Source organism: Leptotrichia sp., assembly GCF_057270615.1.
Genome location: NZ_DBHIXN010000009.1, coordinates 1 through 17423, shown reverse-complemented (window position 1 = coordinate 17423; position 17423 = coordinate 1). Strand labels below are relative to the sequence as shown.

Here is a 17423-nt window from a genome sequence, read left to right as displayed (position 1 = left end):
TTTATTGTGTATATCTTTTATAAGAACAAATATGATATTTTTACAATTACACTATTATAACCTTTTTTTTAAATAAATTCAACAAATACATCATTTGCTAGCAACATTCCCTTTTTTGTCAGTCGAATTCTTGCTTCACAAGTTTTTTTCACTATTTTTTTGTCAAAACCTCCATTATTTTTTGTATTTTTTTGTTTTACATAGAGAAATTCTTTATTTTTTTCATCAGTAAAATTTATTTTTTTCAGGAAAAATTTTTCCAGCAATCCACTTTCTATAAGTTTTTCAACCTTTTCATCTTCAAAATATTCAATTCCCTCTTGAATAAGTCGCAGCCCCAACATTTTTTTTAGCTTCTCGCTTTCAGTTTCATCCACAATTTCAACCGTATTTTCATCAATCGGCAACTTTCCATCATCAATCAGATTATAATATTTCTTAAAAGTCCGTACATTGCTGTGCCTATTATCGCCAAAATAACTAGCAGCACTCATTCCAACGCCGATAAATTTCTGATTTCGCCAATATTTCAAATTATGTCTTCCCGCATTTTTCTGCAATTTTCTTAAATCTTCAAATTTTTTTATTTCATTAATTTCAACATCTTTATCTTCATCATCTATTCTTGCAAAATTAGAAATCTCATACTGACAATATCCATTTTCCCCAAAAAAATCAATAATTTTTTCATACATTTCTGCTTCCAAATCCTGATCAATTTCGGATAAAATCCCCTTTTGCAACTTGCTCCAAAAAACTGTTCCTTCTTCCCAAATAAGCGAATAAATCGACACATTTTCAGGTTTTAATTCCCGCAAAATATCAAGATTCCTTTGCAAATCCTCAAGACTTTGATTAGGAATCCCGAACATCAAATCCACCGTAATATTGCAAAATCCTGCCTCTCTTGCCATTTTATAAACATTTATTGCATCATCAGAACTATGCTGTCTTCCAATAAATTTTAAAACATGATCTTGAAAACTCTGAATACCGATACTTAACCTATTTATTCCAATTTTATTAAGTTTTTTCAGTTTTTCAAAAGTCACATCCGTCGGATTCAACTCTAGCGTAATTTCAGCATTTTCAGACCAGTCAAGTTCGTCTAATATTTCACTTATCATCGCAACAGGCAGTAAAGAAGGTGTTCCTCCGCCCAAATAAATTGTATCATATTTGATTTTTGGATACATTCTAATTTCTTTAATCAAATAATCCGTATATTTTCTATATTCCTTTTCCATTCTCACAAATGTGCAAAAGTCGCAGTATTCGCACTTTTTATCACAAAATGGAATATGAATATATATTGCATCAATATTTTTTTCCTTCGATGCTTTAATATTTTTTACTTCAATCATTATTTTTTTACCTTTTTTAAATTACTTAATATATTTTACCATATGTAAGATGTGATTTCAAACTTTTTGCATTAATATCTTAATAAAAATTACAAAATTTCAGATAAAACAAAAGGGAGAATTACAACTCCCTCTCTGATCCTTTTTTTAGTTATTTAAGTTCAAATTCAAATGATTTTGATATTGTACATTTCAAAGTTTCAGGATTTTTTATTTTTACTCTTATTTTACTAGCAGCCTTTCTTGCTTCTTGTTGAAAAATCGCACTTCCTCCTGATACTGAAATCACACTAACAGAACCACTGCTATTGAAATGAAATTTTACTGAAACCGTAACAACTCCTTTATCTCCAAGCCTTCGTGCTGCAATAGGATAGCTCAAATTTGGATTATACGAAACTGTAAAATCTTTTCCCTCATTACAAACATTTACGTTTTTTTCTTTACCTTTTTCAGTATTTCTTTTCGTTTCAATATCATCATTCTTGCTAGATTTTTTTATAATTTTTTCTAAATTTCTTACTTTTGAACTACCACCATCTTCAGCTTTTCCATCAATATTTCCTCTGTTTCTACCATCTTTTCCACTATTTCCGTCATTACCTAATTTCTTAACAAAAGAATCACTTTTAACATTTTTATTAGTACTCTCTTCATGATTCCCAATTTCTCCACTAAAAGTATTAGTTCTTGTTTTATTAATATGAGAAACATTTTGATTATTCCCAACAGTATTTTCTGAAACACTTTTTGAAATATTTGTACGTGATGATGTTGTATCTATCGCCTTTTCTTTTGAAACTACTTTCACATTCTCATTTTTTTGTAAAACTTTTTCGGTGTTCTGATTTTCCTTCTGATCATTCAAGTTACTAGTTTTCTTTGATTTAGATTCAAAGCGTGAGTTTGAAATTTCGTCATTTTGTGAAACTTCTATTTTCTCAGAATTTCTAATATTTTTAGTATTATGAACATCCTTCACTCTCTCATTATTTACAAATTTGTCATTTACAGATTTATCATTTTCCTCTCCATTATTTTTATTTCCAGCCACTCCTTCTGAAACATTTGTAAACACACTTTCACTCAAATTTATCGTTATTGGCTCATTTTTCTTATTTTCTTTTTCATTATTATTTGAAACATAATAGGCTACAGGAATAAATAAAGCCATAACATTTAAAACAATTGAAATTATATAAAATTTCATTTTTTCCCTTTCTTTAACGCTTTAAACAAATTTATGAAACAAGCTCACTTTTCTAAAACTCATAACTTGCTCCGATGTAATAAGTTCGTTCATCAGCTGGTGAATACACTGTACTTCCTGTAAGAGGATCTTTCCCTTGAGCAACATTGTATTTTTTATTAAATACGTTTTTTACTCCTGCATTAAGTCCAAATCCATTTTTGTGTTTATATTTCAATCCTAAATCTGTTGTAGAATATGAAGGTATTTTTTCATTGTAGGTATCCACTGAACTTGAATAATAATTTAAGTTAGCAGTAGTTCTCAAACCATCTGCTATTTCATAATCAAGTCCTAATGTAACCTTTGCAGATGGAACTCCTGGTATTTTTTGTCCATCTTTGAAATTGTAAGTTGTTGAAGCTAATACGTCATCTCCAACTTTTTTAATTTTGGCATTTACATATGTAAATGATTCATTTACTCTCAATTTACCTAAATATTGCTCAGCAAATAGCTCTACACCTGTTCTTTCAGTAGCTTTTAAATTATGGAATATCCATCTTGCTGTACTTGGTCCTCCCAACACTCCGTGATCCATATTCAAATATATTTCGTTATTTGTTCGTGTATGAAATGCTGTAGCACTTACAAATGAATTCCATAACATATCTTTAAATCCTACTTCATACGTATTAAATTTTTCTGTTTTTAAATTATTTAAAGTATAATTTCTAGCTCCTGGTGCATAATCAACAAATTCTGTTGCAGCTGGTGATCTAAATCCTCTTTCATATTTCGCATAAACATTTCCTGTATCAGAATATTTGTAATTAAGCCCCACTTCATAAGCACTATTACTATCTTTTCTCGAACCATGTATTTCTCTTGCTGGAATAGTTACAAATCCTCTTCCACCGGGTATCGGCATTCTTGTAGACGGAACTTCTCTATTTGTTTTATATTCTGCTCTTTCAAATCTATACCCTGCTGTCCCTTCTAAATTACCAACAATTTTATGACGCCCTAACAAATAAAATGAATTCGTTTCTTTTGCTAAATCAACATTCATAATTGGTGTTCCAAATATAGTTTGCTCTCTATTTCCCTTATGATTAATGTAATTATATCCAAAAATTATATTTCCATTTTCAAGTCCATAATTTCCCTTAAAATTGATTCCTTTTTTATTATCTTCAAACTTTGTTTTAGGCATTCCATACATAGTTTTATTTGTATCCTGTTTATATCCTGTCAACGATAATTTCAAATTATCAGTAATTTTTCCTTCGTATCCCAAGCTATATTCTTTTCTATTAACATCAATATCACTCAAAAGTCCAGGCTGTCTTCTATCACTCAAAAGTTGTGATTTTGTTAAATCTGACGCCAATGTTTCTTCTGAATCATATCTCGACGCTTTAAATTTCAAACTATGATTATCTGTTATATTATATTTCAAACTCCCATTCAAATATTCATTTGCTTCTTTTGAACCTCTTCTATAACCTTTTCCATTAACATTTTCATATCCTAAATCAATAATAACTTTATTCCCGTAATTGATTCCTGCATCAAATCCTAATTTATTTGTCCCATAAGAACTATTTTGATAATATACTTTACCAGAAGCTCCTTCTTTTGTTCTATCTTTTGTAATGATATTTACAACTCCACCTCGAGTTCCACTTCCATACAGAACTGTTCCTCCACCATTTATTATTTCCACTCTTTCTACATCATTAACAGATATTGTATTTAAAGGAATATACGCATGAGAAGTGTCAATCGTATCCATCGCAACATCCCCATCAATAAGTATTTTTACCGAAGAAACTGCTTTAGAAATATTCGCACTTGTCCCCAATCCAAATCTACCTTGCCCTCTAATATCTACTGCTGAACCAAATCCAGTTTGTGTTATATTGACTCCTGGTGCCTGTTTCAATATATCTTCTACCGTATTATATCCTTTTTCTTTAATATCCTCTGACGTAATAATAGTTACATTTTTTATCTGATTATCAATATTATCAGTAAATCCTGTCGCCGTCACAACTGTTTTTTCAAGTTTTCCTTCATATTTTCCCTCTGCATATAAAGATAAGCTAGCTAAAATTAAACTTAAAATCGTAATTTTTTTTAACATAAATCCTATTCTCGCATGACATCAGTATTTTTTCGCCACGCTCTCCTTTCTCCATTTTATTATTTATTACTTTTTTGTATATTAAGACTAACATTTTTTACATTTTCATTACGTAATTTCGACATTACTTCTACAATATATCCATATTCAAGATGCTCATCCGCCGTCAATGTCACATTTTCAAGCATTTCTTTAGGTAATTTCAAAATTTCACTATGAATATTCTCTTCTGAAATTTCTTTAATATCATTACCCATCTTTAAAAAATATTTCTTATTTCTATTTACTATTATTTCTGCCTTCGTTTCTTCCTTCTTATCAAATTTAGCATCTGATTTTGGAACAGAAAGTTGAAATTGTGAATATTTATTAAATGTTGTGGCAATCATAAAAAATATTAATAACATAAATATGACATCAATAAGATTAAGCATTGATATTTCTACATTCTGCCTACTTCTTCTATTAGAAAATTTCATTTTTAATTCCTTTCAATACTCTATAATTCTATTTTTTCACTCTTCCCATAATATGCAAAGCCGCTCTCTCCATTCCCAAAACTGTTGCATCTATTCTTCTATTAAAATAATTATAAAATACTAAAGACGGTATTGCCACAATTAGACCAAATGCCGTAGTATACAGAGCCTCCGATATTCCAGCCGCAACTATCTTTGAACTTTCAGTACTCGCAGACAATGCTGAAAACGATGTTATCATTCCCGTTACTGTCCCAAGAAGCCCCAACTGAGGTGCCGTATTTACGACTGCCCCTAAAATCCACATTCCTTTTTCCAATTTCCCTGTTTGTGCCAAGACTGCTTCTCTTATTATTTCCTCAAGATATTCCCTATCTGATTCCTCAATCTTATCCAAATCCAAATCTATATTTTCCATCGTTTTTGTAACAATTCTAGAAACTGAATCTCTTTTTGGTTTTACAATTTCAACAATCTTTTCCCTACTTTCTGTTTTCAACGCTTCAAATAGCTGTTTCCTATACTCTTTTGTAAATTCCCTCTCTTTCGTAAAAAAAATCCAAAATTTTTCTAAAATTACTGCAACTCCACAAATAGAAGCGAACAGTATCCCCCACATAAATATTCCACCTGCAATAAAATAATGTACCAACATCCATTTTCCTTTCTATAAATTATTTTGATAACAATAATATTTTATATCATAAATTTATGTTAGTCAAATGTTTTTTTGCTAATTTTAAAAAATAAAAAATGGAACTGCCAAATTTAAATTGTACAAATAATAAAATTCCTGTTATCCTTACAACTTTTTTAAAATTTATTCTAAAAATTTATCTAAATATTCTTATTTCTATTCTAAAAATAAAAATCTTTTACTCTTACTTAGCAATTTATCTATAATAACTATTTTTCAACTTCATTTCTTCTAATTTCATCAGAAATTTTCTCTATCAATTCATCTAAAGGAAGTCCACCACGCATTGAAATCATATCAAGTGTTGCAACTTTAGACATTATCATATATTGAATTGGATCAAGCAGTTTCTTGTATGTAGGCGATAATGTTGGCATAAATTCTCTTATGTAAGGATATTTATCTATTATTTCTCCTATTACTGTATTTTCTGTTAGTCCATAAGGATTTTTATTTTCTTCAAAATCTTTTTCATTCTCTTGATTAATTTCAGGTTTTTTAGGTTTTTCCCAAGTTACAAGCGTTCTCTTCCCTTCAAGACTTCTTATTCTCGTAACATCTTGCATCATCTCAAGAACCCCTTTAAATGTACCATTTTCATCTCTTACGGCAACATAATAAATATAAATAAATTTCCCGTTCATTTCAAGCCAAAAGTCAACTTCATCCTGCTCATTATTTCTAAACGCATCAACTATTTCCAAAACCGAAGCAACACTTTCTCTCGGATGACAGTTTTTAACATCTCTTCCTATAACTCCTGCACTTCTAGGAAAAATTCTATGTTTTGTATCAGTGTAAAACTTAACAATCTCATTCTCATCCACAAAAGACAAATCTACTGGCATATGTTGGAAAATTAAATTTATTTGCTCCAAAGTAAGTTTTCCTTGCTTAACATCTAACACATCAGACTTTCCTCCACCTGCATTCATATTATATTTTGAAAGAAGTCCAGCTAAATCACTCATAAAATTACCTGTTTGAGACATATTTCCATTCAAATTTTGATTTTTCTCAATTTTTTCTTCTTTTTTCTCAGGCAAAAATCCTTTAGGCTTATCAATCAAGAAATATCCTATCTCATCATCTCCACTTCTCATATTTCTAAATTCTTCCTCAGTAATCATTTTAAGTGAAGTCGGAAATAAAATTTCTTCTTCCTTGTGCATTATATCCAGCGTCAATTCCCAAGCAATCTCCTGTTTCGCATAAAATTCTTCCATTTTATCTTCCATTAACAGTTTTCTAGCCTCACTTATATTATCCCTAACTGCATTATCAAAAGTCCACATTATTCTAGACGGTCTGTCAAATCCTTTTCTTTCTAATATTGAAAATAATTGATGCTGTTTTCTAGCCAAATGTGTCAAATTAAATGTATAAAGTTTATCGTAAAACTCCAGCCATCTATTTTTTATAAACTTCCTATTCAATTCTTCCTTCATTTCAGCAATCAACTTTCTAGCCGCTTCATTTTCCTTCAAATAAGTTTTTATCGGATGCCCCTCAGGCAATGAAGAGTCCTCTCTTTCAATAATTTCATCAAACAAATCAAGCACATCATTCATCTTATCATGAACAGTCGCATCATCAAATCCTAAATCTTTTATTTTCTGCTCAGAATAGGCAAACTCAGCAGGAGTTATCTTTTTATCTTTAAAAGTCTCCCTTATCAATTTTCTTGTAGTCTCTACATCAACATTCCCTTCTATATAATTTTTCTTAATTTCCGTCATTTTTTCAATCAAATCAAAATTTATATTCAAATGATTCTTCATATCTACTTTTTCCATAAAACATATCACCTCATATTTCATTTCTTCTAAATCCAATTTAAAACTTTCACAAATTAATTTTACTAAAAAAATATTTGAGTATAAAACTTTCTTTTGTTTTATCATATTTTTATCTCTAAAACGTGTAACTTATGGTACATTTTTCAAAAATATTTTCCATTTTCAAATAAAAAAACAGGAAAATCATTCTTATTACAAGAAATTTCCCTGTTTTCATCTATTTATTTACTTCAATTTTTACTCAATTTTATAAACTTTGTATAAAATTTTTATTTTATCTCAATTATCAAATTTTTCAAAACATTTATTTCAAAAAATTATAATCCAATAAATTTAGAAAATTCTTCCATTGTTTTGTCAAGTTTTGCTTTTACATTTTCGCTAGAATCTGCATTTACGCTGAAGTAGAATTTAATTTTTGGTTCTGTTCCAGATGGTCTTGCTGTAATAAATGTATTGTCTTCAAGTACAAATTGCAACACATTTTCTTTTGGTAAATTAATTTGTTTTTCTTCACCTGTTTCCAAGTTATGTTCTTTATGTGAGAAGAAATCTCTTTTAATTTTAATTTTCTTACCTAGCAATTCATCTTTAACATTTTCTCTCAAGTTAGACATCAATGCTGCCATTTGTTCAATTCCATCTTTACCTTTTAGCATTACTGACTTGATACCTTCTAAATAATATCCAAATTCTTTATATAATTTTTGTAATTCTTTGTAAATAGAAGTTCCTTTTGAGTGATAATAAGTTGCCATTTCAGAAATAACCATTGAAGTTACTAACGCATCTTTATCTCTTGCATGAGTTCCTATCAAATATCCGTAGCTTTCTTCAAATCCAAATAAATATGATCCTTCCAATTCTTTGTGTTCAAATTGTCTAATTTTTTGTCCAATGTATTTGAATCCAGTCAATGTTTTCATAACTCCAACATTTTTAGCAGGTGCAACAACATCAATCATTGGTGTAGAAACAACTGTTGTAATAACTTGTGCATTAGCTGGAATATCTTTTTTATAATTCAATAAATATTGTAATAACAATAATCCTACTTGGTTTCCGTTTGGATAATACCATTCATTTTTGTCATCTCTTATTGCAATACCAATTCTATCAGCATCTGGGTCATTTGCCAGAATTAATTGTGCTCCAATTTCATTTCCTAATTTTGTTCCTAATTTGAATGCTGCAACTTCTTCTGGGTTTGCATAAACTACAGTTGGGAAGTTTCCATCAGGTTCAATTTGTTCTTTTACAACTTCAAATGAATATCCAAAATCAGATAAAATTCTCTTCATTGGTCTTCCACCAGTTCCGTGAAGCGGAGTGTAAACAATCTTGAAATCTTCTTTTCCTGGAATATCTGTATGTATAGTTTGTTTTTTAATTGCTGCTATATAATCGTCATCAATTTGATGGTCTAGTTGAATAATTAATCCTTTTTCTCTTCCTTCTTCTTCAGAAATAACTTTTATTTCTTCTAATGTTGCAATTTTATTTACTTCAGCAACAATTGCTGGTGCATGCGGATCAACAACTTGTGCTCCGTCATCCCAGTATACTTTGTATCCATTGTATTCTGCAGGGTTGTGAGAAGCTGTAACAACTATTCCAGACATACATCCTTTGTAACGTACTCCAAATGATAATTCAGGTGTTGAACGTAAACTTTCGTAGATGTATGCTTTAATTCCATTTGCGGCCATTACTCTTGCAGTATTTAACGCATATTCTCTTGAACCTATTCTGCAGTCATGAGCAATTATAATTCCTTTTGCTTTAGCAGCTTTTTCATCAAAACTTAACATATAATTTGCAAGTCCTTGAGTTACTTTTCTGATTACGTATTTGTTCATTCTGTTTGTTCCAATTCCACGAACCCCTCTAATTCCACCAGTTCCAAAACTTAGATCTTTAAAAAATCTATCTTCAATTTCTTTGTCATTTCCAGCTAGGCTTTTTAGCTCTTCTTTGTCTTTTTCATCAATGGCTTTTGAATTTAGCCAATATTCGTATTTTTTCATGTAGTCCATGGTATTCCTCCTAAAAGTTTTATTTAAAAATTTAAAATTTAATTGTGTATATTTTTTATAATTTAAAAATAAATTATAATTAAAATAAAAAAAATATCAAATATCAAATTTGAGCAGAATAGCCATAATTACTGAATTTGTTTAGAGTAATACTTGAAAATAGCAAATTTTTCTGCTCCTTTATATTAATTTTACCACATTTATTTAAATTAACAAGTATCTGAATAGAAAAAATTATATTTTTTTTTGATAAATTTAATTTTGGTATTTAAATAAAGATATAATTCATATTTTTTAATAGAGTTTAGTATCAAAATATAGCTTTTGATTTGACTTTAAATAATTTATTCCGTTTTTTTAAAGAAATAGAAAATGACAAAATTGAAAAAATATAGTATAATATTAAAAAGTCACTTTGAAACCTAATTTAAATTTAAAAATTGAAATAGATAGAATTTTTAGAAAGGATAGTTAAGATGAATAAGAGAAAAATTGAAGGTATAATCTGGTTTGTTATTGGGCTGATATTGATATTGCTGATGGCGAATAAATCAAAAATGCTTAGTGATAATGTTGGAGAAAATATATTTTCACTTATATTAGGTGGAATTACATTGTTTTTTGGAAAAATGACATGGTTTATTGCGATAATATCTATGTTGTATGGGGTAATTCTCTTTTTTTATGAAAAAATCGGAATTGATGTGACACAGGGAAAAGTTGTGGCGTTAGTAGGATTGTTTTTGAGTTTTGGAATGATTCTGATAAGAAGTTCTGTTGTTCATGGCAAACCTTTGTCAGAGAATTTTACTGCGGCGGGTAGGCAACTTTTGGAGATAGGATTTAATCGTGAAAGTGGAGGAGTTTTAGCTGCATTGCTTTCGATACCGATTTACAAAATTTTGAGTTTTCAGTGGATGTTTATAATTCTTGTTATTTTATCATTACTTTTTGTAGCATGGATAATTAAAGATTTTATTGAACTTGGGTATGAAGTTTTGAGAGAAGTAATAAAATATTATAAAAGTGATGATTATAAAGAGAAAAAAAGAAAACTGGCAGCAAAGAAATATGCTGAAAATTTGAAAAAGACTGATTATAAGCGGTATCAGAGAGAGATGTTAAAAGCTAAAATTATACAGTCAAGAAATGAAAAGCTAAGTTTTGAAATTGCAAAAAAACCTAAAGATAATTTTTTACAGAAAACAGAAGTTTATTCTAAAGAAGAGCTTGCAGAAAAAGAAAAAGAATGGATTGAAATTTTTGAAGAAAAGGAAAAAGGAAATTTTAAAAAAGATGAAAATGCAAGAAAAGAAAAAATAAAGGAAAATGAAAAAATAAAAAAAGAAGATGTGCTGGACAAGGTTGTAAAACCAATAGAAAGTGCAAAAAAAATAGAAACTTTAGAAAAGCCTGAAAATATTGCAGAAAATATTTCAAATCCTGAAAAAGAAAACGTTTTAGAAGCTAAAAAAGAAATAAAAACTGAAAATGAAAATAACAAAAGTGAAAATAAAAAAGGTGAAAGTAATAAAAAAGAGACAAAACTTGAGATTGTAACGCCTTTAAGAAGAGAAGAAATTAATTCTGCAAACACAGATCCAAATTTTCAGCAATTTCCAAAACTTGATGCGTTTGAAAATAATAATGCAAAGGAAAAAGAGCTTGAAGAGGAATTAAGAAAAGTTAATGCAATGTTTGATAGTAATCAGGGATATGATGACGTTGTAAAAAAATCTATTGCGGAAATTTTTAAGTCAAAACCGATGGATTTTGAACGAAAAAAAGAAATTGAAAAAAATATAAGAGAAAATGTGAATCATCTGGAAAATGTACTAAAAGAATTTGGAGTTGATGCAAAAGTTGTAAATTATGAATATGGACCAACTATAACAAGATATGAAATCATAATTCCAAAAGGTATAAAAGTAAGTAAAGTAACAGGACTTTCAGATGACATTGCAATGAATCTTGCAGCGGAAAGTATACGTATAGAAGCTCCGATTCCAGGGAAAAATACAATAGGAATTGAAACTCCTAATAAAATTAAGGAACCTGTGCATTTTTCAAATATTATAAAAAATAAAGAACTTGACAGTGGAGAGCTAAAAGTAATATTAGGAAAAGATATTGTAGGACGAGATAAATTTATAGATATTGTTAAAATGCCACATTTACTTATAGCGGGACAAACTGGTTCAGGTAAGTCAGTTTGTGTAAATACATTAATTTCAACATTAATTTCAAAAAAATCTGACAAGGAAGTCAAATTTATAATGGTTGACCCAAAAATGGTAGAACTTATGCCGTATAATGATATTCCACATCTTTTAGTGCCAGTAATTATAGATCCAGAACAAGCTGCAATAGCGCTAAAATGGGCTGTTAATGAGATGGAAAATAGATATAAAAAACTTATGGAAAATGGAGTAAGAAACATAAAGAGCTATAATTCATTGAGCTTTGTGGAAAAAATGCCATATATTGTTATAATAATTGATGAGTTGGCAGATCTTATGATGGTTGCTTCAGGAAGCGTGGAAGAGTCAATTGCAAGAATTGCACAAAAGGCAAGAGCAGTTGGAATACATCTAGTTGTTGCAACACAACGTCCATCTACAGATGTTATAACTGGAATGATAAAGGCTAACTTGCCAAGCAGAATTTCATTTGCATTAAGATCACAAATTGATTCAAGAACAATACTTGATTCAGCAGGAGCTGAAAAACTTTTAGGACAAGGTGATATGCTGTTGCTAGCAAATGGATCTTCAAAAATGGAAAGAATACAGGGTGCATATATTTCTGATGAAGAAGTTAAGATATTAACTGATACATTGAAATCAGCGAAAAAAGTAAAATATAAAAATGAAATTTTAGAAGAACCTGAAGAAGAAGTAGAAGATGATACTGATCCTGCCTTTGAGAATGCAGTAAATATTATAAGACAGGAAAATAAAGTTTCAATTTCATTGCTTCAACGTAAATTAAAAGTGGGATTTAACAGAGCTTCGAGAATTTATGATCAATTAAAAGAACATGGAGTTATAAGTCAAGATGATCAAATAATAGTTGATAATACTGATGAAAATGATTAAAAAAAAGATATATTTTAGAGAATTAATTAACATTATAATAAATTCCCCCTTAAAGTTGCTTGAGTATATTCAAAAAAAATGGTAAAATACTTTAAGGCTATAGTAATTTGATAAATTGTTTATAAAAAAATAAAAAATAGAATGAAGGAGATAGAATAAATGAAATTTTTTGACTTGTTTAAAACAAATATAGCACAGAAGACTACGCGTGATATAGCTATTGATTTAGGAACAGCAAATACTGTTATGTATGTAAAGGGAGAAGGAATTCAAGTAGATGAGCCAACTTATGTGGCTATCAATAAAAAAACTGAAGAATTAGAACACATTGGTGAAAGAGCAAAAGAAATAATTGGAAGGACAGCAAAGCATACTGAAATTATTCGTCCGTTAAAAAATGGAGTAATTTCAAATTATGAAGTTACTGAAAGAATGCTTGAAGAATTTTTACATAGAATAAAAAAAGACAAATTCCAAAGTTCAAGAGTTATTATATGTGTTCCAAGTGGAGTTACACAAGTGGAAAGAAGAGCAGTAATTGAAGTTGTAAAAGATGCTGGAGCAAAAGAAGTTTATTTAATTGAAGAACCGATAGCGGCTGCGATTGGTGTAGGAATTGATTTGTTTGAGCCAAAAGGGCATTTGATTGTTGATATAGGTGGAGGAACTACTGAAATTGCATTTATTGTATCAGGTGGAGCAGCATTGTCAAGATCAGTAAAAATTGCTGGAGATCATTTAAATGAAGATATTATGGAATTTGTAAAAGATGAATATAATTTGCTGATTGGTGAAAGAACAGCAGAAGAATTAAAAATAAATACAATAAGTCAAGATGATCCTGAATTGGAATATGAAATAAGAGGACGTGAACTAGGAGTTGGATTACCAAAAAGCATGAAAATCAAGACTTCTGCTATAAATGGAGCTATTACAAGACATATTGACGCAATTATTGATGAAGTAAGACTTACAATAGAAGAAATAGAACCTGAAGTAGCAGCAGATATTTATGAAACAGGAATTTATTTATCTGGTGGTGGAGCAGGTATAAAAATCTTGAAAGAAAGAATCGAAAAGGAATTACTGTTAAAGGTAACTGTTGGAGATGATGCGATTCATGCGGTAGTAACAGGAATTGCAGAAGTATTGACAGATTTCAAGAGATACAAAAATATTATTATTTCACCAACACACGAATATTAATTTGAATAATGCTAGAAACTAGGGGAATTTTCTGAAAGAAACGATACAGGAGAATTCCCCTATTAATGAAAATAGTGATAACTTATGATTAGATATGTTCGGTAATCTAAATTTTTTTATCTATACAAGAAATTAAGATACCTTATTTTAGGATATTTACTTTATTAAATTTTAAGTTTGCATAATTATCGAACAAATTTATTGTAATTACAAAATTTTCTAATAATACAATATAATAAAACTAGATTTGAATTAATACTATTTAATGTTTAAAAAATAAAAATATACTCGAATTCGTTTAAAATAAAACTATTAAAAATCATATAAACTTAGGATTTGAGTTCAGTTTTAAATCAATTTTATTATATTATCAAGTATTATTTAGCAAGGAATAAAAATTTTTTAGTATTAAATAAAGTATTGTTATAAAAAAATAAAAAATAAAAAATGGTAGAATATGGAAAAATTTGAAGGAAAAGAAAGAAAAGAAGAAGAAAAACAAAGTAATATAATTGGTGTTCAAAGAAAAATTAAAATTAGCGAAATTGAAGAGAAAGTGGAAGCAATTATTTTTTTGGCAAAGGAAATGGTGACAGTACAGGAACTTGCACAGTTTTATGCAATGGAAAACTTTGAAATGGAAGAAGTGCTGTATAGTTTGAGGGAAAAAAGAAAAAATACTGGAATAAACTTAAAAATTGAAAATGGAGCAGTTTTTTTAGTGTCAAATCCACTTTTTGGCTTTGATGTGAAAAGATTTTTTAATCCAGAAATGAAATTAAAAAAATTATCACGTTCAGCAATGGAAACGTTAGCAATTATTGCATATAAAGGGCCTGTAACTAAAGCTGAAATCGAACAAATCCGAGGTGCTGGGGCAGATAAGACAATGGCTAATCTTTTGGAAAGAAAATTAATTTATATTTCTGGGAAGAAAAAATCAATTGGAACACCAAATTTATATGAAGTGACAGAAGATTTTTACAGTTACTTGAATATTCACGGAAGAGAAGAACTGCCTGGAAGTGAACAGTTTCAAAAAATTGATTTGCTTTATAAAGAAGATGAAAAAACGCAAATTGAAAATCCAGATAATGAAAATTCTGAAAAATAAAAATTATATTTTAGTTATTTAGTAAAAAGGAGGTAGAACTTTCTTTTAAAAATAATTTTTAATAAATCATAAATAAAGAGGTAAAAAATGAGATTAAATAAATTTATAGCAGAAACGGGATTTTGTTCTCGTAGGAAAGCCGATGAGCTGATAAATGAAGGAAGAGTTACAGTAAACAAGAATGAAGCTATTATTGGAATGGATATAAAGCCTGAAGATGTGGTTAGAATTGACGGAGAAAGAGTAAAACTTAACACAAGATACGAATACTATATTTTAAACAAGCCAAAAAGAGTTATTTGTTCAAATGAAGATAAATTTGGACGTAGACTCGCAATTGACTTTATAAAATCACATGCTAGACTTTTTACTTATGGAAGACTGGATTTTATGACAGAAGGGCTTATTATTATAAGCAATGATGGCGATATTTACAACCATGTCATGCATCCAAGAAAAAAATTGTATAAAAGCTATATTGCAAAAATAAATCGTGACATTGAAGAAAAAGATATTGAAGCGTTGCAACATGGAGTTGTAATTGACGGAAGAAAGACAGCTCCTGCAAAAGTGAAAAAACTTGATAGAAGAGAAGTGAGAATTGCAATTTTTGAAGGAAGAAACAGACAGATTAGAAAAATGTTTGAAACTTTGGGATATACAGTTGATGCACTAAAAAGAGTAAAAGTGGGAGAACTTACGCTGGGACACTTGGGAGTGGGAGAATATCGTTCTTTAAATGAAGATGAAATTAAATATTTGAAAAATTTATAAAAATAAAGTCATTAAAAATTGAGAAATAATAGTATTTATGTTAATAGACAATTGTAAAAGTAAATAAACTAAAAGCAGTATTTATAATCATAAGAGGTTAACTCCCTTATAAAAAATGGAAGAAAAAGAAAAGGCAAATAAAAAAAATTGTATTTATTGAAATTATTTTATTTTACAAATGGCTAATTTATGATAACTAAAGGAGAAATTGTGAGCAAAAAATTAATATTTTTAATAGATTTTGATATTACAATTAGTAAAAAAGATTCGACAGATACGCTACTTTCAGTGTATCAGCCAGAATTAAAGGAGGATATTAGGAGAAAATATCGAAGTGGCGAAATTACGATGAAGGAATATTTGCAGACTGGGATTGAGAGCTTGAATATTACGAAAGAGGAATTTTTGGAAACATTGAAATTAGTTGGAATTGATGAGACATTTGTGGATTTTGTGAAAAGTGGTATAGAATTTAGAATTGTGAGTGCTGGAACAAAATTGAATATTGCAGGTGTTCTTAGAAATTATGGAATTAATTTGGATGAAAAAGAAATTATCTCGAATGATATTAAATTTGATGGGAATAAAATTACTGTTTCATTTCCTTACTTAGATAAAGAGCAATATTACGGTGTTGACAAAAAAGAGGCTGTTCAAAAATATAAAGAGGAAGGTTATACGGTTTATTTCGTTGGGGATGGACCTTCGGATTACAGGGCGATTGAAGTGGCGGATTTTTCTTTTGTTAGAAAAGGAACTCGAGCGATCAAGTTTTGTCAAGAAAATGAGATTGATTTTTTTGAGTTTGAGAATTTTGATGAGATTTTGGACTATTTGAAAAAACAGGAGTCAAAATGAATTATTTAGCTCATTCGGTTATATCACTTGAAATTGATAAAAAAATAAATGGAAATACGCTTTACGGCAATTTTACCGGAGATTTTTATAAAGGGAAGGTTGAGAAAATCGAATTACAAGAAAATCTGAAAAGCGGGATAATTTTGCATAGATTGATTGATAAAATTTCTGATAGAGAAGAAAATTTTTTGAATGGACTTTTGCGAAAAAAATTTGGGATTTTTAAAGGAATTGTGTCGGATATGTGTGTTGACCATTTTTTGTGTAAAAATTTTGAGGATATATTTTGTAAAAATTCTGATTTTGAGAATGTGGAAAAAGTTGAAAGAAAAATAATTAAAAATATTGAAAAATATGATGAATTTTTTCCAAGTGATTTTAAAAGTTTTTTTGACTGGTTGAAGAGAGAAAAAGTTTTGGCTAGGTATAAAAATTTGGATTTTTTAGATAGAGTTTTTTCGGGAATATCGAAAAGAGTGAGAAAAGGGGAAATTCTTAGAAATGCGGTTTATGAACTGAGAAAAAATTATGGGGAATTTGAGGAGAAATCGTTGAAAGAGTTTTTGTTTGTGAAGGGAAAAATTGTGAAAAATTTTGAGGGAAGTGAGAAACTATGAAATTAAAAGAATTATTTCCAAATCAAGATATTGAAAATATGGA

General features: G+C 29.0%; 13 protein-coding genes. 6 read left to right on the top strand and 7 right to left on the bottom strand.

Annotated elements, in window-relative coordinates; translation table 11 throughout:
- Positions 1-68 precede the first annotated feature (68 nt).
- The 7 genes from hemW to ACO409_RS03005 all read right to left on the bottom strand — a co-directional run bounded on the left by hemW (position 69) and on the right by ACO409_RS03005 (position 9713).
- Entirely contained in the window at positions 69-1364 is a 1296-nt protein-coding gene (hemW, locus tag ACO409_RS03035) for a radical SAM family heme chaperone HemW (protein WP_485554707.1), read from the bottom strand.
- Positions 1365-1515: 151 nt separating this feature from the next.
- Positions 1516-2574: a TonB family protein gene (locus ACO409_RS03030; RefSeq protein WP_485554705.1), complete on the bottom strand. Its 1059-nt coding sequence runs from the start codon at positions 2572-2574 to the stop codon at positions 1516-1518.
- Positions 2575-2626: 52 nt separating this feature from the next.
- Positions 2627-4702, bottom strand: a complete 2076-nt coding sequence (locus ACO409_RS03025; protein WP_485554703.1) for a TonB-dependent receptor — start codon at positions 4700-4702, stop codon at positions 2627-2629.
- A 59-nt stretch (positions 4703-4761) separates the two neighbouring features.
- Positions 4762-5181: a biopolymer transporter ExbD gene (locus ACO409_RS03020; RefSeq protein WP_315045685.1), complete on the bottom strand. Its 420-nt coding sequence runs from the start codon at positions 5179-5181 to the stop codon at positions 4762-4764.
- A 28-nt stretch (positions 5182-5209) separates the two neighbouring features.
- On the bottom strand, positions 5210-5836 hold the full coding sequence (locus tag ACO409_RS03015) for a MotA/TolQ/ExbB proton channel family protein (protein ID WP_485554700.1): 627 nt from the start codon (positions 5834-5836) through the stop codon (positions 5210-5212).
- 251 nt (positions 5837-6087) lie between these two features.
- On the bottom strand, positions 6088-7674 hold the full coding sequence (locus ACO409_RS03010; RefSeq protein WP_485554698.1) for a PAS domain-containing protein: 1587 nt from the start codon (positions 7672-7674) through the stop codon (positions 6088-6090).
- 320 nt (positions 7675-7994) lie between these two features.
- Entirely contained in the window at positions 7995-9713 is a 1719-nt protein-coding gene (locus ACO409_RS03005) for a phospho-sugar mutase (protein ID WP_485554696.1), read from the bottom strand.
- A 476-nt stretch (positions 9714-10189) separates the two neighbouring features.
- Between ACO409_RS03005 and ACO409_RS03000 the strand changes: the two genes are divergently transcribed.
- The 6 genes from ACO409_RS03000 (at position 10190) to ACO409_RS02975 (ending at position 17380) form a co-directional block, all read left to right on the top strand.
- Positions 10190-12811 carry a DNA translocase FtsK gene (locus ACO409_RS03000; protein ID WP_485554694.1) on the top strand — a complete coding sequence of 874 codons (2622 nt, stop codon included), beginning with the start codon at positions 10190-10192 and terminating at the stop codon, positions 12809-12811.
- A gap of 159 nt (positions 12812-12970) precedes the next feature.
- Entirely contained in the window at positions 12971-14017 is a 1047-nt protein-coding gene (gene mreB / locus ACO409_RS02995; RefSeq protein WP_485554692.1) for a rod shape-determining protein MreB, read from the top strand.
- Positions 14018-14474: 457 nt separating this feature from the next.
- Positions 14475-15131 (top strand): SMC-Scp complex subunit ScpB, encoded by a 657-nt coding sequence (gene scpB, locus ACO409_RS02990; RefSeq protein WP_485554691.1) that lies wholly within the window; start codon positions 14475-14477, stop codon positions 15129-15131.
- Between the two features lie 87 nt (positions 15132-15218).
- Entirely contained in the window at positions 15219-15905 is a 687-nt protein-coding gene (locus tag ACO409_RS02985) for a pseudouridine synthase (RefSeq protein WP_485554689.1), read from the top strand.
- 210 nt (positions 15906-16115) lie between these two features.
- Entirely contained in the window at positions 16116-16763 is a 648-nt protein-coding gene (locus tag ACO409_RS02980) for an MtnX-like HAD-IB family phosphatase (protein ID WP_485554687.1), read from the top strand.
- Positions 16760-17380 carry an ACP phosphodiesterase gene (locus ACO409_RS02975; RefSeq protein ID WP_485554685.1) on the top strand — a complete coding sequence of 207 codons (621 nt, stop codon included), beginning with the start codon at positions 16760-16762 and terminating at the stop codon, positions 17378-17380. The genes ACO409_RS02980 and ACO409_RS02975 overlap by 4 nt, the downstream gene beginning before the upstream one ends.
- The last annotated feature ends 43 nt before the right edge of the window (positions 17381-17423 follow it).

Excerpts from the sequence above, each read along its gene's own strand:
- hemW (WP_485554707.1), bottom strand. The coding sequence starts at position 1,364 with ATGATTGAAGTAAAAAATATTAAAGCATCGAAGGAAAAAAATATTGAT.
- ACO409_RS03030 (WP_485554705.1), bottom strand. The coding sequence starts at position 2,574 with ATGAAATTTTATATAATTTCAATTGTTTTAAATGTTATGGCTTTATTT.
- ACO409_RS03025 (WP_485554703.1), bottom strand. The coding sequence starts at position 4,702 with ATGTTAAAAAAAATTACGATTTTAAGTTTAATTTTAGCTAGCTTATCT.
- ACO409_RS03020 (WP_315045685.1), bottom strand. The coding sequence starts at position 5,181 with ATGAAATTTTCTAATAGAAGAAGTAGGCAGAATGTAGAAATATCAATG.
- ACO409_RS03015 (WP_485554700.1), bottom strand. The coding sequence starts at position 5,836 with ATGTTGGTACATTATTTTATTGCAGGTGGAATATTTATGTGGGGGATA.
- ACO409_RS03010 (WP_485554698.1), bottom strand. The coding sequence starts at position 7,674 with ATGGAAAAAGTAGATATGAAGAATCATTTGAATATAAATTTTGATTTG.
- ACO409_RS03005 (WP_485554696.1), bottom strand. The coding sequence starts at position 9,713 with ATGGACTACATGAAAAAATACGAATATTGGCTAAATTCAAAAGCCATT.
- ACO409_RS03000 (WP_485554694.1), top strand. The coding sequence starts at position 10,190 with ATGAATAAGAGAAAAATTGAAGGTATAATCTGGTTTGTTATTGGGCTG.
- mreB (WP_485554692.1), top strand. The coding sequence starts at position 12,971 with ATGAAATTTTTTGACTTGTTTAAAACAAATATAGCACAGAAGACTACG.
- scpB (WP_485554691.1), top strand. The coding sequence starts at position 14,475 with ATGGAAAAATTTGAAGGAAAAGAAAGAAAAGAAGAAGAAAAACAAAGT.
- ACO409_RS02985 (WP_485554689.1), top strand. The coding sequence starts at position 15,219 with ATGAGATTAAATAAATTTATAGCAGAAACGGGATTTTGTTCTCGTAGG.
- ACO409_RS02975 (WP_485554685.1), top strand. The coding sequence starts at position 16,760 with ATGAATTATTTAGCTCATTCGGTTATATCACTTGAAATTGATAAAAAA.